The sequence below is a fragment of the Nakamurella sp. A5-74 genome (assembly GCF_040438885.1).
GTDB lineage: Bacteria > Actinomycetota > Actinomycetes > Mycobacteriales > Nakamurellaceae > Nakamurella.
In genome coordinates, this window is sequence record NZ_CP159218.1 from 1559798 (window position 1) to 1580005 (window position 20208).

General features: G+C 68.6%; 14 protein-coding genes and 2 tRNA genes. 12 read left to right on the top strand and 4 right to left on the bottom strand.

From position 1 onward, the window contains the following. Positions 1-38: 38 nt before the first annotated feature. On the bottom strand, positions 39-629 hold the full coding sequence (locus tag ABLG96_RS07140) for a hypothetical protein (protein ID WP_353650677.1): 591 nt from the start codon (positions 627-629) through the stop codon (positions 39-41). A 293-nt stretch (positions 630-922) separates the two neighbouring features. Between ABLG96_RS07140 and serA the strand changes: the two genes are divergently transcribed. The 7 genes from serA (at position 923) to ABLG96_RS07175 (ending at position 10509) form a co-directional block, all read left to right on the top strand. Then, entirely contained in the window at positions 923-2515 is a 1593-nt protein-coding gene (gene serA / locus ABLG96_RS07145) for a phosphoglycerate dehydrogenase (protein ID WP_353650678.1), read from the top strand. A 484-nt stretch (positions 2516-2999) separates the two neighbouring features. Then, positions 3000-6290: a S8 family serine peptidase gene (locus tag ABLG96_RS07150; RefSeq protein ID WP_353650679.1), complete on the top strand. Its 3291-nt coding sequence runs from the start codon at positions 3000-3002 to the stop codon at positions 6288-6290. Between the two features lie 261 nt (positions 6291-6551). Continuing rightward, a complete protein-coding gene (locus ABLG96_RS07155; RefSeq protein ID WP_353650680.1) occupies positions 6552-7574 on the top strand; it encodes a 3-isopropylmalate dehydrogenase in 1023 nt (340 codons plus the stop codon). A gap of 13 nt (positions 7575-7587) precedes the next feature. Further along, positions 7588-9354 (top strand): citramalate synthase, encoded by a 1767-nt coding sequence (gene cimA / locus ABLG96_RS07160; RefSeq protein ID WP_353650681.1) that lies wholly within the window; start codon positions 7588-7590, stop codon positions 9352-9354. Positions 9355-9388: 34 nt separating this feature from the next. Then, positions 9389-10201, top strand: a complete 813-nt coding sequence (locus tag ABLG96_RS07165; RefSeq protein ID WP_353650682.1) for a fumarylacetoacetate hydrolase family protein — start codon at positions 9389-9391, stop codon at positions 10199-10201. 89 nt (positions 10202-10290) lie between these two features. Next, a tRNA-Gln gene (locus ABLG96_RS07170) sits at positions 10291-10362 on the top strand. Positions 10363-10433: 71 nt separating this feature from the next. Beyond that, positions 10434-10509: transfer RNA gene (locus ABLG96_RS07175), tRNA-Glu, on the top strand. Positions 10510-10700: 191 nt separating this feature from the next. On the opposite strand, the gene ABLG96_RS07180 is transcribed toward ABLG96_RS07175, so the two are convergent. Beyond that, positions 10701-11402 (bottom strand): IclR family transcriptional regulator, encoded by a 702-nt coding sequence (locus tag ABLG96_RS07180; RefSeq protein ID WP_353650683.1) that lies wholly within the window; start codon positions 11400-11402, stop codon positions 10701-10703. A 174-nt stretch (positions 11403-11576) separates the two neighbouring features. Here ABLG96_RS07180 and leuC point away from each other — a divergent pair, with 174 nt between their 5' ends. The 3 genes from leuC (at position 11577) to ABLG96_RS07195 (ending at position 14930) form a co-directional block, all read left to right on the top strand. Then, complete coding sequence (leuC, locus tag ABLG96_RS07185) at positions 11577-13001, top strand: 3-isopropylmalate dehydratase large subunit (protein ID WP_353650684.1); 1425 nt, start codon at positions 11577-11579, stop codon at positions 12999-13001. Positions 13002-13082: 81 nt separating this feature from the next. Beyond that, a complete protein-coding gene (gene leuD, locus ABLG96_RS07190) occupies positions 13083-13676 on the top strand; it encodes a 3-isopropylmalate dehydratase small subunit (protein ID WP_353650685.1) in 594 nt (197 codons plus the stop codon). A 369-nt stretch (positions 13677-14045) separates the two neighbouring features. Beyond that, the gene (locus ABLG96_RS07195; protein WP_353650686.1) at positions 14046-14930 is read left to right on the top strand and encodes an HU family DNA-binding protein; all 885 of its coding nucleotides are present in this window, start codon (positions 14046-14048) and stop codon (positions 14928-14930) included. 85 nt (positions 14931-15015) lie between these two features. On the opposite strand, the gene ABLG96_RS07200 is transcribed toward ABLG96_RS07195, so the two are convergent. Next, positions 15016-15936, bottom strand: coding sequence for an NUDIX hydrolase (locus tag ABLG96_RS07200; protein ID WP_353650687.1), 921 nt, complete (start codon positions 15934-15936; stop codon positions 15016-15018). 5 nt (positions 15937-15941) lie between these two features. Further along, positions 15942-18227 carry an RNA degradosome polyphosphate kinase gene (locus tag ABLG96_RS07205; RefSeq protein WP_353650688.1) on the bottom strand — a complete coding sequence of 762 codons (2286 nt, stop codon included), beginning with the start codon at positions 18225-18227 and terminating at the stop codon, positions 15942-15944. Between the two features lie 153 nt (positions 18228-18380). Here ABLG96_RS07205 and ABLG96_RS07210 point away from each other — a divergent pair, with 153 nt between their 5' ends. Then, a complete protein-coding gene (locus ABLG96_RS07210) occupies positions 18381-19178 on the top strand; it encodes a lysophospholipid acyltransferase family protein (protein ID WP_353650689.1) in 798 nt (265 codons plus the stop codon). After that, complete coding sequence (locus ABLG96_RS07215; RefSeq protein ID WP_353650690.1) at positions 19175-20194, top strand: NAD(P)H-dependent glycerol-3-phosphate dehydrogenase; 1020 nt, start codon at positions 19175-19177, stop codon at positions 20192-20194. The genes ABLG96_RS07210 and ABLG96_RS07215 overlap by 4 nt, the downstream gene beginning before the upstream one ends. Positions 20195-20208 lie beyond the last annotated feature (14 nt).

Here is a 20208-nt window from a genome sequence, read left to right on the forward strand (position 1 = left end):
GGACCGGGGCCGAGGCGTTGCCGGTGGGAGCGGATCGCTCAGAAGGTGGCGCCACCCTTGCTGCGCACCCAGCCGCGGGACTGGGCGTTCAGGGCGAACGCGATGATCAGGATCGGGATGATCAACGAGACCAGCGACCGGGGTTGGAACGTGTAGATGAGCCAGCTGAGCACGCTGAGGATGATCGACAGGCCGGACGCGATCACCAGGAGCTGGGAGTTCTTGCCTCCCAGGGCCACGATGCCGCCCCAGATGTAGAGCGCAGACAGCACCAGCTGCACGATGCCGAGCACGGTCAGCAGGGTTGTGTTGTAGCCCAGGCCGGACAGACCCAGGTAGCTGATGCCGGCGATGATGCCGAATCCGCCGACGATGAAGCCGAGCACGGCAGCGGCCGTCAGGATGCCGGGCCGCTTCGTTGCAACCGGCGCGCCGTACTGCTGGCCGCCGTTGGGCTGCTGGGCACCGTAGGGCTGCTGGCCGCCGTTGGGCTGCTGGGCACCGTAGGGCTGCTGGGCACCGTAGGGCTGCTGGGCACCGTAGGGCTGCTGCGCGCCGCCGTACGGCTGCGGTGCCGAGTACGGATCTTGCGGCTGGTTCGGGTCCTGCGCGGGGTACGGAGTGGTCATGGCGGCTCGCTCTCGTCGACCGGAAATGTGCGCGCTCATCAGACCACGACCGCGACCCGAACGGAGCAATCTTCGCCACTTCCGGATGACGATCCACGCAGGCAGGTCGATCGTGATGGGAACGGTCCGCTGGACAGCCGACGGACGGGCCCCGGCGATCACCTCCTACGATGGACCCGGCGTTCGAGCAACGAGGCTCGCTGCCGAGCCCGTGGGCCGATCGCCCGTGTGCTCACCCAGCCCGCCCGTCATCTGCCTGAGCAGCCCACCGCTGCTCGTCCGGAGGATCCATCGTGTCCAAGCCTGTCGTCCTGATCGCCGAGGAGCTCGCCCCCTCCGCCGTCTCCGTGCTCGGTGACGAGGTGCAGATCCGGTACGTCGACGGAGCGGACCGGGCCGCCTTGCTGCCCGCCCTCGCCGACGCGGACGCGGTGCTGATCCGGTCGGCGACGAAGATGGACGCCGATGCGCTGGCCGCGGCCCCGCGACTGCGGGTGATCGCCAGAGCCGGGGTAGGACTCGACAACGTCGACGTCCCGGCCGCCACCGCCCGGGGAGTGCTGGTGGTCAACGCACCCCGGTCCAACATCATCTCGGCAGCCGAGCAGGCGTTCGCCCTGCTGATGGCCGTCGCCCGCAAGACGCCGCAGGCGCACGCCTCGATGATCGCGGGGGAGTGGAAGCGCAGCGCGTTCACCGGGATCGAGCTGGCCGGCAAGACGGTCGGCGTCGTCGGGTTGGGTCGCATCGGACAGCTGTTCGCAGCCAGGGTCGCCGCCTTCGACACCACCGTCATCGCGTACGACCCGTACCTGCAGCCGGCCAGGGCGGCCTCGCTCGGGGTCACCTTGGTCGATCTGCCGACGCTGGTGCGCGAGGCGGACATCTTGTCGATCCACCTGCCGAAGACGCCCGAGACGGTAGGCCTGATCGGCGCAGCCGAGCTCGCCACGGCCAAGCCGAACCTGATCGTCGTCAATGCCGCCCGTGGGGGACTGATCGACGAGGACGCCCTCGTTGCTGCGCTGCGCGACGGCACCATCGCAGGGGCGGGCATCGATGTCTACGCGACGGAGCCGGCCGGTGCGGATCATCCGCTCCGGACGGCACCCAACGTCGTGCTGACCCCGCACCTGGGAGCCTCGACCGAGGAGGCGCAGGACAAGGCAGGCATCTCGGTCGCCCGCTCGGTCCGGGCCGCGCTGCGCGGCGACTTCGTCGCGGACGCGGTCAACGTTCAGGCCTCCGGGCCGGTGCCCGAGACGGTGCAACCGTGGATCCCACTCGTCTCCCGGCTGGGCACCATCCTCACCGGCGTGGCCGGGGGGCTGCCGAGCCACGTCACCGTCGAGGTCCGGGGTGATCTGGCCGGCTCCGACACCTCCATCCTCGAACTGGCAGCAGTGCGCGGAATCCTGGGACCGGTGGTCTCCGAGGGCGTCTCGTTCGTCAACGCCCCGACGCTCGCGGCAGAGCACGGGGTCCAGCTGGAGTCGATCTCCACCGAGGAGATCGGTGACTACCGCTCGATCGTGACGGTCCGCGGGGCGATGGCCGACGGTGCGCTGCGCACTGTTTCCGGGACGCTGTCCGGCGAGAACCAGGTGGCGAAGCTGGTCGAGATCAACGGCCGCCACTTCGATCTGCGGGCCTCGGGCGACCTGATCCTTCTCGCGTACTCGGATCGGCCGGGCGTGATGGGGTCCGTCGGCACGATCCTCGGTGAGGCGGGGGTCAACATCCTGGCGGCCCAACTGTCCCAGGAGGTCTCCGGCAGAGCGGCGATCATGGTGTTGCGCGTCGACGGGTTGCCCTCCGGTGACGTCCTCGAACGGCTCGCCGCAGCGGTCCAGGCGCGGTCGATCCGCGCCATCCCGGCCGACTGAGGTCGCCCTGTCGATCCATCATGGCCGCAGGCCGCAGGCCGCAGGCCGCATGGCCGCGTGGAGGCATGGCCGCAGGATCGGGCCGACCCGGCGTGGAGTGGCGCTGCTCGTGGAGGCTCAGGCTCCACCACCGGCGTTCGCCGCGCGCCCCGAGCACCCGATCGTGAGCCCGCGCCCGTGCAGGATTGCGCCGGTCGGGTGAACCAGCGCCGGACGATTGCGGCGAGCGGGACGTTTCGCACCACAACCATCACAGGTCGGGAAGATCTTTCCGTCCAGGGCTGGTCAGCGGCCGTACTTCCCCTTAGGTTCAAGATGGCCGTAGCGCATGTGACGGCTGTGAATCCACTGTGGCCCGCCGGATCCGGTGTGCTGCGCATCGTCGGCCCGGCCCCGTCCTACGCGGCGGAAGCGGCACGACGTCCTTTGAAAGGGGAAGGTGTCCATGGCGGTGCCCAGCAGGTCCAGGAGATGGGGAGCGGCGGTGATCGCTGCTTCGGTGGTGGTGGCCATGGCGGTCGCCCCCGCGGCGCAGGCTGCTCCGGCAGGATCGTCCGGGCCGAGCGGGAGTGGCTACACCCCCGCTGAGCCCGGCCCCTACAAGGTCGGGCATGCGGTCTCCGACGGCAAGCTGAAGTTCGAGGTGAAGAAGGCCGACGAGGCTGCGGACGTCGATGTGTTCGTCAAGTTCACCGGGCTCAGCAGCTACTCGGCATGGACCGGGCAGAAAGCTCGTGGCGACGAGGCGGCCAGGAATGCGTCGCTGGCCAAGCGTGCCGCGATCAAGGGCACGGCGAAGTCGGTGCTCGGCGCCGCCCGCGCCGTCGATCCGCAGGCCAAGGTCATCTACACCTCCACCAACCTCGTCCCGGGCGTGGCCATCCGCGCCAGCGGCAAGGCACTCAAGGCCCTGGTGAACCGGCGCGACGTGGTGAACATCGCGCGACTGGTCCCCAAGACCGTCTCCAACGCCGGTGCAGCCCAGCTGACGCGGGTGCTCAACACCTGGCAGTCCACCAAGGCGCTCGGTGATGACGTCAAGGTCGGCATCATCGACACCGGCATCGACTACACCCACGCCGACTTCGGCGGACCCGGAACGGTCGCTGCCTACACCGCTGCCGAGCAGACCTCGGACGGCGCCTGGACCCCGGACCCCGACACCAACGTGGTCGGTGGGTACGACTTCGCCGGCGACGACTACAACGCCAACGAGGCGGCCACTGCCACCCCGGCACCGGATCCCAACCCGCTCGATTGCAACTCGCACGGCACCCACGTCTCCGGCACCGTCGCCGGCCGCGGTGTCGCCGCTGACGGAAGCACCTTCGTCGGTGACTACACCAAGCTGACCAAGACCTCGCTCGAGGCCCTGCGGATCGGCCCGGGTATGGCGCCGAACGCCTCGCTCTACGGCCTCAAGGTCTTCGGCTGCGAGGGCTCCACGAACCTGACCGGTGAGGCGCTCAACTGGGCACTCGACCCGAACGGTGACGGCAACTTCAGCGATCACCTCGACATCGTCAACCTCTCGCTGGGCTCCGACTTCGCCACCGAGGACGATCCCGACAACGAGCTCGTCGACACCCTCGCGGCGACCGGCGTGCTGCCGGTCATCGCCATGGGCAACGGCGGCGACACCACCGACGTCGGCGGCGCTCCCGGTAACGCCGTCCGCGCGCTGAGTGTCGCCAACTCGGTCGACGCGTTCAGCCTGCTCGACGGGATCAAGGCCACCGCGCCCGCGTCCGTCGTCGGCACCTACGCCGGCCAGGTGTCGGTCGCCTACCCGTGGGCCACAGCTCCCCCGGTCTCCGGCACGGTTGCCACCATCCCCGGCAGCAACGCGGACGGTTGTACTGCGCTCTCTGCAGGTGATGCCGCCAAGGTCGCCGGAAAGATCGCCTGGCTCGAGTGGGACGACAACGATTCCACCCGTCGCTGTGGCTCCGTTGCGCGGTCGGGGAACGTCAAGGCCGCCGGCGCCATCGGCGCCGTCTTCACCTCGACGCTGAACACCTTCGCCGCCGGTATCACCGGTGACAAGACCATCCCGGTCTTCCAGATGACCCGCGACACAACCGACGCGCTGCGCGCTTCGGCGACCGCCGGCACCCTGGAGCTGACCTTCGACGGGTCGCTCGTCGGCACCGTCAAGTTCTTCGACAACGCGGCCACCGACACGCTCAACAGCTCGAGCAGCCGCGGACCCCGTGGCGTCCGCGGCGGCATCGTCAAGCCTGACGTCGCCGCGCCGGGTACCTCGATCACCTCGGCAGGCATGGGCACCGGTGCACAGCCGCTGACCATCTCGGGCACCTCGATGGCCACCCCGCACGTCGCGGGCATCGCCGCTCTCGTCAAGCAGGTCCACCCGACCTGGACGACGGAGCAGATCAAGGCCTCGATCATGAACACGGCCGGTAACGACGTCTACACCGGTCCGAACAAGACCGGCCTCAAGTACGCCCCGAACCGGGTCGGCAGCGGTCGAGTCGATGCGCTCAACGCCGTCAACAACGATCTGCTGGTCTACTCGGCCAGCCGTACCGGCGGAGTCTCGGTGTCGTTCGGTCTCCGTCTGCCGGCGATCTCCGAGGCCTCCTCGGTGACCAGTCAGAAGGTCAAGATCCAGAACACGGCCTCCGTCGGTCGCAACGTGACCGCCAGCTACCTGGCCGGCAACACCAACCCGGGTATCGCCTACACGGTGTCGCCGTCCACGCTCTACGTCGGCGCCAGGGCGACGGCCGAGGTCACCGTCACCATGACCGTGAAGCCGGCGCTGTTGCGCCACAAGATCGATCCGACCATGGACGTCACCCAGCTCAACGCGTACACGGGTCTGACCGAGCCGCGGCAGTTCGTCGCGGACGCCTCGGGTCGCCTGATCGTCAAGGACTCCACCACCGGCGCCAGCCTGCGGGTCCCGGTCTACGGCACCGCCGAGGCCACCTCGACGACCAAGGCAGCCAAGGGCACGCTCGCCGGCAAGCCGGCGATCACCCTGACCGGCAAGGGCAACAACGGTCCGGACAAGACGCTGGTCTCGGTGTTGGCCTACGGCGGCAGCAACGGCATCCTGCCGCGCTGCACCGAGACCTCCCAGGGTGGCTGTGTCGGCATCACCTCCGAGCGAGCCGCAGATCTGCAGAACGTCGGTATCGGCTCCGCCAAGGGCCCGTCCGGCACCTACGAGGACGGTTACCTCTGGTTCGGTCTGCAGACCAGGTTGCCGTGGGCGACCATCGGTCACTCGACGGTTCCCTACGTGAACATCTACCTGGCGGGCGACAACCGCAACGGTGTGGGCAGCTACACCATCTACGGCCTGGCCTCGCCGGAGGGCGCCAGCGGCCAGAACGACGTCATGATGGCCGCCACCCAGGACAACCGGACCGGTGATCTGGTCAGCGTCATGCCGTTCAACTACAGCTACGGCGACGTCGACACCAATGTGTTCGACACCAACACGCTGCTGCTGCCGACCGATCCGGCCGCGCTGGGCATCACCAAGAGCACGGTGAACTTCGGGATCAGCTACAAGGTCGGTATCTACAGCAACTTCACCGGCCTGACGTTCGACGAGATCTACGTCCCGACGTTCAACGTCACCCAGCCGCTGGTCTCGACCGGTGCTCCGATCTACTCCGACCAGGGTGGAACGGCGATCCCGATCGTCCTCGGCCGGTATGCCAAGGCCGGTCAGCAGGCGATGGTCGTGCACCTGCACGGTCAGCCCACCCGCAAGGTGGACATCGTCACCGTCAAGTAGTCACCAGCGGTGGCCGGTCGGGTGACCGGCCACCGACACCACCTTCGGCCCGGCGGCCGCACCCGGAAGGGTGCACCGCCGGGCCGAAGGCGTCCCAGTGGCTGATACGACTACGCTGAGCACGGCTCCGGTCGGTCGATCGGGTGTCGTCACCGGGAGTGCTGCTGGTCGAGTCGTCCCGGATCACCCTTCGGTACCAACCCCAGAGGTTCCCTGCAGCGGTGCCGCTCCTTCCCGGGCGGCGGAGAGAAGTGAGCGTCGATGAAGCTGGTTGTGATCCCCGGCGACGGAATCGGACCGGAAGTCATCGCCGAGGGACTCAAGGTCCTCGGCGGCGTCGTCCCCGACGTGGAGACGACCACCTACGACCTCGGCGCCAGTCGTTGGCATCGCACGGGCGAGCTGCTGCCCGATTCGGTGCTGCGGGAGGTACGCGAGCACGACGCGATCCTGCTCGGCGCTGTCGGCGATCCGACGGTACCGTCCGGCATCCTGGAGCGTGGCCTGCTGCTGCGGCTGCGCTTCGAGCTCGACCACCACGTCAACCTGCGGCCGGCCAGGCTCTATCCGGGAGTTCCCGGGCCGCTGTCCGGCGACAAGTCGGTGGATCTGGTGGTGCTCCGGGAAGGCACCGAAGGCCCGTACGCCGGTAACGGTGGTCTGCTGCGCAAGGACACCCCGCACGAGATCGCCACCGAGGTCTCCCTCAACACCTACTTCGGCGTCGAACGCGTGGTCAGGGACGCCTTCGAGCGCGCCGCCCGTCGACCCCGCCGGCACCTCACGCTGATCCACAAGACCAACGTCCTGGTCCATGCCGGCCAGTTGTGGAGCCGCGTCGTCGAGGAGATCTCCCTGGAGTACCCCGACGTGACCGTCGCCTACTCGCACGTCGATGCCGCCATGATCCACCTGGTCACCGACCCGGCGCGGTTCGACGTGGTGGTCACCGACAACCTGTTCGGCGACATCTTCACCGACCTCGCCGCGGCCGTCTCCGGTGGGATCGGGCTGGCCGCTTCCGGCAACCTGGACGTGTCGCGAGAGAACCCGAGCATGTTCGAGCCGGTGCACGGATCCGCTCCGGACATCGCCGGTACCGGACAGGCCGACCCCACCGCAGCGGTGCTCAGCGTGGCTCTGCTGCTGGACCACCTGGGTCTGACGGATGCCGCGCGTCGGGTCGAGGCGGCCGTTGCCTTCGATCTGGCCACCCGGCAGCCGGGCTCGCCCGGGCGCACGTCCGCGATCGGCGACCGGCTCGCGGCGCTGGCGTCGAGCTGACGGGCGGCGCAGCATGTCCCTCCCGGACACCGGCGTCCCGTTGACCTCCTCCGTGCCCCAGAAGTCGTCGCCCCAGAAGTCGTCGCCCCAGAAGTCGTCGCCCGAGAAGTCGTTGCCGCGGACCGCCGCCGGCGAGCGGGTGCTCTCGTCGCTGGGGGACACCTTCCACGTCTTCGACACGACCCTGCGCGACGGCGCCCAGCGTGAGGGCATCACCTACTCGGTTCCGGACAAGCTGGCGGTCGCCCGGCTGCTCGACGAACTCGGGGTCGGCTTCATCGAGGGTGGCTGGCCCGGTGCGATGCCTAAGGACACCGAGTTCTTCGCCCGCGCGGCCGCCGGCGAGCTCGAGCTGAGGTCGGCGCAGCTGGTCGCCTTCGGTGCCACCCGCAAGGCCGGTGTCCGGGTCCAGGACGACCTGCAGGTCCGGGCGCTGCTCGATTCGGGCGCCCCGGTGGTGACGCTGGTGGCGAAGTCCGACGTCCGGCACGTCGCGCGCGCCCTGCGGACCACGAACGAGGAGAACCTGGCGATGGTGCGCGACACCGTCGCCTTCCTCGTCGAACACGGTCGCCGGGTGTTCCTGGACTGCGAGCACTTCTTCGACGGTTTCTCCGTCGACCGTGACTACGGCCTGCGGGTCGGTGAGGCGGCGGTCTCCGCCGGCGCCGACGTGATGGTGTTGTGCGACACCAACGGTGGTCAACTGCCGGTGTCGCTGGGCCGGACCGTCGCAGAAGTGGTGCAGCGCACCGGGTTCCGGATCGGCATCCACTGCCAGGACGACACCGGGTGCGCCGTCGCCAACTCGGTCGCCGCGGTCGAGGCCGGCGCCACCCACGTGCAGTGCACGGCCAACGGCTACGGCGAGCGGGCCGGCAACGCCGACCTGTTCGCGGTGCTGGGCAACCTGATCATGAAGCTGGAGCTGCCGGTCCTTCCCGAGGGCCGCCAATCGGAGCTGGTGCGGGTCTCGCACGCGATCGCCGAGATCGCCAACATCGCGCCGGACACCCACCAGGCGTACGTCGGCGCGTCCGCGTTCTCGCACAAGGCTGGGCTGCATGCCAGCGCCATCAAGGTCGATCCGGAGCTGTACAACCATCTGGATCCCGGTGCGGTCGGCAACGACATGCACATCCTCATCACCGAGATGGCCGGACGGGCCTCGGTCGAGCTCAAGGCAAGGGAACTGGGCATCGACCTGGCGGACCACCCGCAGGTGGTCGAGCGCGTCGTGCAGACCGTCAAGCAGCGCGAGGCGCGCGGGTTCTCCTACGAGGCGGCCGATGCCTCCTTCGAGCTGCTGCTCCGGGAGGAGCTCGCGCGCGACGGTGTCGGACCGGACGAGCCCATGACGGACCTGTTCACGGTCGAGTCGTACCGGGTGATCGTGGAGAACCCGTTGCACACCGAACGCGAGGAGGTCTCCAGCGAGGCGACGGTCAAGGTGCACGTGGCCGGGCGCCGGGTGATCGCCACCGCGGAGGGCAACGGTCCGGTCAACGCCCTGGACACCGCTTTGCGGACGGCGCTGGACGGCCTGGCCGAACTGCGGGACGTCGAACTGATCGACTACAAGGTGCGGATCCTCGACGGGGACGCCGGCACCGATTCGGTCACCAGGGTGCTGGTGTCCTCCACCGACAGCCACCGCGAGTGGACGACCGTCGGGGTCCACCCGAACGTCGTCGAGGCCTCCTGGCAGGCTCTGGTGGATTCGCTGCGGTACGCCTTGACCCGATCGGCGCCGAGCCCGACCGCGCACCGTTCCGCGTGAAGAGTCCTTAGTACCGACAAGTGGGAGCACATCGATGAGACTGGCCCGTGTGGCACATCCGGAACACGGCGTGGCCTTCGTGACGGTGGACGGCGATTTCGACGGCTATGACGCCCAGGGGCGGCCGATTCCGGCCGTCGGGACGTCGGCCCGGGAGATCCTGGCGCATCCGTTCGGCACGCCCGAGTACTCGGGTCGGGTGTTCGACCTCGCCCAGTGCCGGCTGCTGGCGCCGATCCTGCCGCCCAAGATCGTCGCCTTCGGTCGCACCTATGCCGAGCACGCCGCCGAGCTCGGCAACCACGTGCCGGACGAGCCGCTGTGCTTCCTGAAGCCGTCCACGTCGGTGGTCGGGCCGGGAGCCGCGATCGCCCTGCCCGCGCAGAGCCGCGAGGTCAGCTTCGAGGGCGAGTTGGCGGTGGTGATCGGCCGGCCTTGTCGCGACGTGGCTGCCGAGGACGTCTCGTCGGTGATCCTGGGGTACACGATCGCCAACGACGTCACCGCCCGGGATCTGCAGAAGACGGACGGTCAGTGGGCCAGGGCCAAGGGGTTCGACACCTTCTGCCCGCTCGGCCCGTGGATCGAGACCGATCTGGACCCGGCAGGGTTGAACATCCGCACCGAGGTGGACGGTGAGGTGAAACAGGACGGAACGACCTCCGACATGGTGTTCACCATCGGTGAGCTGATCGAGTGGATCTCCTCGGCGATGACGTTGCTGCCCGGCGACGTGGTGTTGACCGGGACGCCCGAAGGAGTCGGCCTGCTGTCCGAGGGAAACATCGTGAGCATCGAGATCGAGGGCATCGGAACGCTGGTCAATCCGGTCTCCGCACGTCGCTGAACTGCGGATTGGTCTCGTGCAGTAGGCAGCCTGTACGATCATCTGCGGTGCTCGGACGGTTCTTTTCACACCGGATCCGGACGAGCCTGTGGGGTATGGTGTAATTGGCAACACAGCTGATTCTGGTTCAGCCATTCAAGGTTCGAGTCCTTGTACCCCAGCGAGTCCGGCAGGCTCCGATCCTCGCATCGGATGTCTTCCGGATCTCCGGTAGCATCACGGAAGTTCCCAGGCCCCCGTCGTCTAGCGGCCCAGGACGCCGCCCTCTCACGGCGGTAGCGAGGGTTCGAATCCCTTCGGGGGTACCAACGCCTGAGCCCCGGTTCCTCCAGGAACCGGGGCTTTCGTGTACCCGGTGCTTCGGTGGTCCCCTTCGTCTCCCTCGTCGCTCAGGACAGGGAGCAGAACGAAGGAGTCGAGATTCCGGAACATCGAGACCGGGCCGGGCATCGTCGGGATCTCGGCTCACTCCGTCCGCTCGATCAGCGTGGGCGGAACGTCAGAGTCGGGCAGTCAGCGCGTCGGACGCCTGGATCAGATCGCCCGCCCACCGGGCGCCGGGGCGGCGGCCGATCCGTTCGATCGGACCGGACACCGACACGGCGGCGATCACCGCGCCGGCGCGATCCCGGATCGGGGCCGACACCGAGGCGACCCCCGACTCGCGCTCGCCGGCCGACTGTGCCCAGCCGCGTCTGCGGACCTCGGCCAGCATCCGATCGGTGATCGTGCCGTCGGCGAGAGCGGTCCGCTGGGTGGCGGTGTCACCCCACGCAGCGAGCACCTTCGCTGCGGAACCGGCCGTCATCGGCAGCCGCGCGCCGAGCGGAACGGTGTCGCGCAGACCGGATGCGGGCTCGGAGACCGCGATGCAGGTCCGCATCATCCCGTCGGGACGGTAGACCTGGACGCTCTCGCCGGTGCGATCCCGGAGTCTGGGGAGTACCTCGGTGGAGGCGGACAGCAACGGGTCGGGGGCGCTGGCAGCGAGCACGGCCAGCATCGAACCGGGATGCCACCGTCCCAACTCGTCCCGACCCAGCAGACCGTGCACCTCCAGGCCGACGGCGAGACGGTGTGCGGTGGCGCGGGGAAGGCCGGTCGCTGCACAGAGATCGGCAAGTCCGATCGGCGCTGCCGCCGTCGCCCTGAGTACCTGGACGGCTTTGTCGAGCACGCCGATCCCGCTACTATGTCCCATAGAGCGATACTAGTTTCCCGAATGCTGAGAAGTCCAGGCGCCAAGAAGTCCGGGTACCGAGAAGTCCAGGTAGCGAGAAGTCCAGGTACTGGGAAATCCAGCACCCGCGAAGAGCCCACCCCGGTCGACGCCGACACGCCGAACCGGACCTGTGAAGAGAGAAGGCGATGACCGATGGGTCGCACACTGGCCGAGAAGGTCTGGGAAGCACACGTCGTGCACCGCGCCGAGGGCGAGCCGGATCTGTTGTACATCGACCTGCACCTGATCCACGAGGTCACCAGCCCGCAGGCCTTCGAGGGACTGCGTCAGACCAGAAGGGGTGTCCGCAGAACGGATCTCACGCTGGCGACCGAGGACCACAACGTACCGACGATCGGTATCCACCTGCCGATCGCGGACGAGGTGTCGCGAACCCAGGTCGACACGTTGCGCAAGAACTGCGCCGAGTTCGGGGTCCGACTCTTTCCGATGGGCGATGCGGAACAGGGCATCGTGCACGTCGTCGGCCCGCAGCGTGGCCTCACCCAGCCTGGGATGACGATCGTCTGCGGTGATTCGCACACCTCCACCCACGGCGCGTTCGGCGCGCTGGCGTTCGGCATCGGTACCAGCGAGGTCGAGCACGTGCTGGCAACCCAGACGTTGCCGCTCAAGCCTTTCCGGACGATGGCGATCACGGTGGACGGCGATCTGCCGGACGGGGTCACCGCCAAGGACATCATCCTGGCCGTGATCGCGAAGATCGGGACCGGCGGGGGTCAGGGATATGTGCTGGAGTACCGGGGCTCCGCGATCCGTGCGCTGTCGATGGAAGCCAGGATGACCATCGCCAACATGTCCATCGAGGCCGGCGCCCGGGCCGGCATGATCGCACCGGACGAGACCACCTTCGCCTACCTCGAGGGTCGGGAACACGCACCGAAGGGTGCCGACTGGGACGCCGCTGTCGAGTACTGGCGGTCGCTGGCCACCGACGAGGACGCACAGTTCGACACCGAGGTCGTGCTCGACGCTGCCACGCTGTCCCCGTTCGTCACCTGGGGAACCAATCCGGGACAGGGACTTCCGCTGTCCGCATCGGTTCCCGACCCCGAACTGATGACCGACGAGGGGGAGCGGACGGCCGCCGAGCGGGCCCTTCAGTACATGGGGTTGACCGCGGGCACTCCGCTCAAGGAGATCGCCGTCGACACGGTGTTCCTGGGCTCCTGCACCAACGGCCGGATCGAGGACCTGCGCACCGCCGCCGCGTTGATCGAGGGTCACACGGTCGCTGCGGGCGTGCGGATGCTCGTCGTTCCGGGTTCGATGCGGGTCAAGTTGCAGGCCGAGACCGAGGGCCTGGACAAGATCTTCCTCGCCGCAGGCGCTGAATGGCGGCACGCCGGCTGCTCGATGTGCCTGGGTATGAACCCGGATCAGCTCGCCCCCGGCGAGCGCTCCGCCTCGACCTCCAACCGCAACTTCGAGGGTCGCCAGGGAAAGGGAGGCCGGACCCACCTGGTCTCCCCCGAAGTCGCTGCCGCGACAGCGATCCTGGGCACTCTGGCCTCCCCGGCCGACCTTGCGGGGAGCCCGGTGACCACCGGCGCCTGAGCGCTCGTCCCGTCGTCCACCGGCGTCCGTCACGGCCCCTCACCGGCCACCGTCATCACTCAGCAGAGCTGGAGCCCTCACATGCAGGCCGTCACCACCCACACCGGCGTCGGGATCCCGTTGCGCCGCAGCAACGTCGACACCGACCAGATCATCCCCGCGGTGTACCTGAAGCGGATCACCCGCACGGGGTTCGAGGACGGGTTGTTTGCGGCCTGGCGCTCGGATGAGAACTTCGTCCTCAACCAGCCGGTGTTCGCGGCCGGCTCGGTCCTGGTGGCAGGGCCGGACTTCGGGACAGGCTCGTCCCGCGAGCACGCGGTGTGGGCGCTGAACGACTTCGGGATCAGGGTGGTGATCTCCTCGCGCTTCGCCGACATCTTCCGCGGCAACGCCGGAAAGGGCGGTCTGGTGGCCGCCGAGGTCGCCCAGGACGATGTGGAACTGATCTGGAAAGCCTTGGAGAACGCGCCGGGTTCTGAGATCACCGTCGACCTCGAATCGATGACCGCGACCGTCGGCGCGCTGGTCGTGCCCTTCGGGATCGACTCCTACACCCGGTGGCGATTGATGGAAGGGCTGGACGACATCTCGCTCTCGCTGCGTCACGAGGCCGACATCACGGAGTTCGAGAACTCCCGCCCGGCGTTCCTGCCGCGCACCGACGTCGCCTGACGTTCATCGGTCGACAGTCGTTGCAGCGCAACGGCTCTCCTGCTCAGATTCTGACCCGCCAGGTTGTGCTGCGCCGGCTGCCCGAAGGCGTCGGCCGCATCGGAGGTGACCGGGAACGAGGCCGGGAGGTGCCGGTCAGCTGCATCCGCGACGGGGCCCATGCGGGCTTCCAACCGGTGCCGCTGAGGTCCGGCGGCCCCGCTCCCGGACCGGCGGATCAGGCCTCGGGCCGTCGAGATCGGTTGGCTCACAGCGGGGTTCGCGCTGCGCTGTCCGCGTGGCGTATTGGCATCTTCGCAGATGGGCGCCTACTCTTTCGGCGAGTCGGCTCCGAAAAGGTGAGCTGGTACCGAACGTCCTGGAGGGACAGTGAACAAGACAGAACTCGTCGACAAGCTCGCAGAGCGCTTGGACGGGAACAAGACCACAGCTTCCGCAGCGGTCGAGGCGATCATCGACCTGGTGGTGCGTGAGGTCCAGCGCGGAAGCAGCGTCTCGCTGTCCGGATTCGGTGTGTTCGAGAAGCGGGACCGTGCAGCACGCACCGCCCGCAACCCGCGCACCGGTGAGGTCGTGAAGGTCAAGAAGACGACCGTGCCTGCGTTCCGCCCCGGCCTGCGCTTCAAGGATGTCGTGTCCGGTGCGGTCAAGCTGCCCAGGGTCACCGCGGTGACCACCCGCACGGCGGCTGTGAAGCCGGCTGCCACCACCCGGACCCGTGCCACCGCAACGACGACGGCCGCAGCGAAGCCTGCCGCGACCCGCACCCGTGCGGCTGCGGCCAAGCCGGCCACCACCGCTGCGGCGAAGCCGGCGACGACCCGGACCCGTGCGGCGGCGGCCAAGCCGGCCACCACGGCCGCGAAGCCCGCTGCCACTCGGACCCGCGCCGCCGTTTCGACTGCGGCCGCTGCGAAGCCGGCTGCGACCCGGACCCGTGCGGCTGCGGCCAAGCCGGCCACCACCGCTGCCGCGAAGCCGGCTGCGACCCGGACCCGTGCGGCTGCGGCCAAGCCGGCCACCACCGCTGCCGCCACCCGGGCTGCCGCGAAGCCGGCCACTGCCAAGCCCGCTACCGCGAAGTCGGCCGCTACCAAGGCTGCTCCGAAGGCTGCCGCTGCCAAGAAGGCTCCGGCCAAGGCTGCCGCCAAGCCGGCTGCTGCCAAGAAGTCCACGGCGAAGGCTGCAGCCAAGAAGGCTCCGGCCAAGGCCGCTGCCAAGCCGGCCGCGAAGAAGCCCGCGAAGAAGAAGTGATCCGGCGCCCCGGAACCCGGGGCCCAGCTGCATGATCCAGGCCCGGAACGCATGCGTTCCGGGCCTGGCCCGCATCCGGGACCGATCAGTCGAGCGGGGTGACGATCGGTGCTGGATGTCGGTCGGCCTGGATCAGCCGCTCGCCGTCGAAGGTGAGGACCCAGTGCGCCGCTTTGGGTGTGCTGACATCGGGCAGGTGCAGCTCCGCGCTGGTCGCCAGGGACCGCAACGCTCCGGGGATCACTCCGCCCTGGCTGCACATCACGAACCGGGTGGTCGGATTTCCCGCGAGCAGGGTGCGGATCAGCCGCCGAGCAGCGGCGGGTTCGTCCCGGTACCGTTCCTCGCCGAGTCCGCCGTCGATCTCGATCGACAGCGCGCACCGGGTCGCTGTCGGCTTGAGAGTCTGGACGCAGCGAACGGCCGGAGCACTGACGAGTCGCTCGGGTGCGTAGGCGTCCAGGATGTGCTGCAAGGAATCTGCCTGGGCGCGGCCCTTGGCGTCCAGCGGACGGCTCACGTCGTCGCCGTCGAACGTTTCACGTTTTCCCGCCCGGGCGTGCCGCACGACGACCATCGTGCTGAGATCCACCGGAACCGAGGCGAAGTCGCCCACCGCGCCGATCTCATCGGGGTAGTCCAGCCGGTCGATCGCCTGCTCCGGGGTCACCCACTCCAGCCGGTCGACCTCAGCGTTGGGATGGAATCGGCCGCGCCCCGCCCTGACCGAGAAGTACGTGACCTCCTTGGGGCCGGCGGCGACTTCGTAGCGAGCCCGCCCGACCACCCGACCGAGCACGCCGGCGAATCCGGTCTCCTCGGTGATCTCACGAAGCGCCGTCTGCTGCACTGACTCCCGGTGTTTCACCTTGCCCTTGGGCAGGCTCCAGTCGCTGTAGCGCGGTCGGTGTACGACGGCGATGCGGATGCCGTGCCGCTCTGTGTGACGCCACAGCACGCCACCGGCTCCGGTGACCGCCGGAAGGTCCTGCTCCTTTTTCGCCACCTGGGTTATTCGCCACCTGCGGTCCCACCGCGGAGCAGGATGCGCTGGGTGTTCTTGCCGGGATGGTGGGTCCACCCGTCGGTGGTCAGGTCCCAGCGGTCGATGTCGTCCCGGTTCAACAACTTCAGCATCGCGTCGAGCCGGGCGGTGGTCTTCGGATCGGTGAGCTTCACCAGGGCCTCGACCCGTCGATCGAGGTTGCGGTGCATCATGTCCGCGCTGCCGATCCAGTACTCCGGTTCGCCGCCGCCACCGAAGTAGAAGACCCGGGAATGCTCCAGGAACCGGCCGACGACCGAGCGCACCCTGATGTTCTCGCTGAGCCCGGGGACACCGGGCTTGATGGCACAGATCCCCCGTACGGTCAGATCGATCTCGACCCCGGCGTTGGAGGCGCGGTACAGCGCATCGATGACGCCCTCGTCGACGATCGAGTTCATCTTGAGGATCACCCGTCCACGTCGCCCAGCGCGCTGGTGGCCGATCTCGGCCTCGATCCGCTCGACGATGCCCGAACGGAGGGAGTGCGGTGCCACCAACAGGTTGCGGAACTCCGTCTGCCGCGAGTACCCGGTCAGCACGTTGAACAGGTCTGTGAGGTCGGCGCCGATCTTCGGATCCGCCGTCAACAGGCCGAGGTCCTCATAGATGCGCGCGGTCTTCGGGTTGTAGTTGCCGGTGCCGATGTGGCAGTACCGGCGGATGGTCGAGCCCTCCTGGCGGACGACCAGGGCCGTCTTGCAGTGCGTCTTGAGGCCCACCAGGCCGTAGACGACGTGCACGCCCGCGCGCTCCAGCGCCTTGGCCCAGGAGATGTTCGCCTGCTCGTCGAAGCGGGCCTTGATCTCCACCAGGGCCACCACCTGCTTGCCGGCAGCGGCCGCGGCGATCAGCGCATCGACGATCGGCGAATCACCCGACGTGCGGTACAGCGTCTGCTTGATGGCCAGCACGTGCGGATCCTCCGCCGCCTGTTCGATGAAGCGCTGCACCGTGGTTGCGAACGACTCGTACGGATGGTGCAGCAGCACATCGCCTTCGCGGAGTGTTGCGAAAACGCTCTTGGGGGTCTCGCCCTCCACGAACGCGGGGTTGGTGGCAGGGACGAAGGGCGTGTCCTTGAGCTCCGGACGGTCCAGTCCGTTGAGCTGCCACAGGCTGGACAGATCCAACAGACCGCGGACCTCCATCGCGTCACCGGGATCGACGTCGAGCTCGGCGATCAGCAGGTCGAGGATGCGGCTGCTCGTCGTGTCGGTGATCTCCAGACGCACCGGAGGGCCGAACTTCCGCCGCGCGAGCTCCCGCTCGAGCGTCTTGAGCAGGTCCTCGTCACGGTCCTCCTCGACATCGAGATCGGCGTTGCGGGTCACGCGGAACGTCTGGTGCTCCACGACCTCCATACCGGGGAACAGCTCGGCGAGATGGGCGGCCAGCAGGTCTTCGAGCGGCAGGAAGTCGTCGGCATCGGGTCGGACCCTGACGAACCGGTCGACGTTGTCCGGAACCTTGACGCGCGCGAACCTCTCTGTGGTCGAGCCGGGATCGCGGACCAGCACGGCCATCGAGAGGCTCAACCCTGAGATGTACGGGAACGGGTGGGCAGGATCGACGGCCAGCGGGGTGAGCACGGGGAAGATCCGCGCAGTGAAGTACTCCGCGAGTCGCTTCTTGTCCTGGTGCTCGATCGATTCCCAGTGCACGACCCGGATCCCGGCGGCGGCCAGCGCCGGCAGGATGTCGTCGACGAAGCACCGACCCTGCCGGTCGACGAGCTCCTGGGTCCGCTCGGAAATCATCCTGAGCTGCTCGCCGGCCGTGCGGCCGTCGCCACTGGTGACCGAGAGCCCCATCTGCTTGCGGCGCTTCAGCCCGGCCACCCGCACCATGTAGAACTCGTCGAGGTTGGAGGAGAAGATCGCCAGGAACTTGGCCCGCTCCAGCAACGGCTGCTCGGGATCCTCGGCCAGCGCGAGCACCCGCTCGTTGAAGTCCAACCAGGACGCCTCCCGGTTGAGGTAGCGGTTGTCCGGGAGCGGCGCGGCGTGGGCCGGGTCGGCGGTGGCAGGTTCCTCGCGCCGGACCCGTTCGCTGTGGAAGGGCTCGAAGACCGCCGGCTGTCCGTCACTGTCCGTGCGGGGATCCGATCCCGGTCCGCTGCCGTTCGGTGCGGCGAGCGCAGTGCCGTCGCTGGACGCGGCGTCGACGACCCAACCGGCCGCGGGATCAGTCTGGGCGGGTGCACTGTCGGGTGCGGTGGTCTCCGCTGCTGGGGTGTCGATGTCAGTCACGCACCCAGTCTCCCGGTTGTCAGGGCTTCCGTGCCACCAACGCACCGTGACATTTGTGCGGTGACTACTGTTGACGGGACGTCACCCGCGGGTCGGCCCGGTGGTGATCCGTGAGTTACTCGGCCCCTGACGGCCCCGACGCGAAGGACTGCGATGGCGCGCTTCAAGGCTCTGGAACCGAGCAACCTCTGGCACCGCTTCTGCGCCATGATCCTGTACCCGCTGACCAGGTTGCTGGGCAAGCGGCAGTACGTCGGGATGGAGAAGCTGAACCGGCCGGGGGCGATGCTCCTCGTCGGCAACCACATCAGCCACCTCGACCCGATGTACGACGTCGTGATGATCCACCAGGCCGGCCGGATCCCACACGTGCTGGCCAAGGCGGGGTTGTTCCGGATCCCGTTCGTCGGCAAGGCGTTGTACGGCACCGGCCAGATCCCGGTCGAACGCGGTAGCGGCGCCGGTCAGGCCGCGCTGGATCCGGCGAAGCAGGTGCTCGCCGACGGCGGGGTGGTGCTCATCTACCCGGAGGGAACCGTGACCCGGGAGCCGAACTTCTGGCCGATGCGGCCCCGACCGGGGGTGGCGGCGCTCGCCCTGGCCGGCGACTTCCGGGTGGTCCCGATCGTGCACTGGGGCACCCAGAAGGTCTACAACTCCTATGCAACGGAAGGCACCCGCAAGCTGAAGCTGTTCCCGCGGCAGGACGTGAAGGTGGTGGTCGGTGACGACATCGACCTCTCCGAGTTCCGGGGCCGAGAAGTCGACGCCAGGGCGATCCGCGACGTCTCGCTCAAGGTGATGGGGGAGTTGGCCTCGATGCTGGCCGAGATCCGCGGCGAACAGGCGCCGGCGCAACTGTTCGATCCGAAGAAGGCCGCTCGGCTGCAGGGGTCCACCGGCACCACCGAGCGTCCTGCCGCCGCGGCGACCGACGGGGACGGTTCTTGACGTACCCCGGATCGACTGCGCTGCACCATTTCGCGGTGGTGGGTGCCGGAGCGTGGGGGACGACGTTCGCCAAGGTGCTCGCGGACGCCGGCCGCGAGGTGGTGCTGTGGGGGCGGCGGGATTCGGTCGTCGCGGAGATCACTGCCGACCACTGCAATTCGGGGTACCTGCCGGGCGTGGTGCTGCCGGACACCATCACGGCCACCGGGGATCTGGAGCATGCACTTGACGGTGCGGACGCGGTGGTGCTGGCGATCCCCAGCCAGTCGATGCGGGAGAACCTCTCGGTCTTCCGAGACCTGATTCCCCCTGCGGGACCGGTGATCTCGCTGGCCAAGGGGGTCGAGATCGGCACCGGTCTGCGGATGAGCGAAGTGATCAGCTCGGTCGGCCGGATCTCCGGAGAGCGGGTGGTGGTGCTCAGCGGTCCGAACCTGGCCCGCGAGATCGCCGCCGGTCAGCCGACCGCCACGGTGCTCTCGTGCGTCGACCACGTCACGGCGGTGCGCGTCCAGCAGGCCTGCGTCAGTGGCTACTTCCGGCCGTACACGATCACCGATGTCATCGGCACCGAGATCGCCGGCACCACCAAGAACGTCATCGCGCTGGCCACCGGCATCGCCGAGGGGCTGGGGCTGGGACTGAACACCTCGGCCTCACTGATCACCCGGGGACTCAACGAGATGACGCGGCTGGGGATGAGGCTCGGAGCCCGCCCGGAGACGTTCGCCGGCCTGGCCGGCCTCGGCGATCTGGTCGCCACCTGTTCATCACCGCTGTCCCGCAACCGATCGCTGGGCGTGCTGCTCGGACAGGGTCGATCCGTCGACGAGGCGCAGGAGCTCACCGGCACCCTCGCCGAGGGCGTCGTGAGCTGTCGCTCCACCCGCGACCTCGCCCTGCGCCACGGCATCGACATGCCCATCACCGAAGCCGTGTTCCAGGTCTGCCACCGGCACGCACCGCCGGAGCAGATGATCCGCGCGCTGATGGACCGGCCTCCGACCCCTGAATAGAAACCGCGAACGGC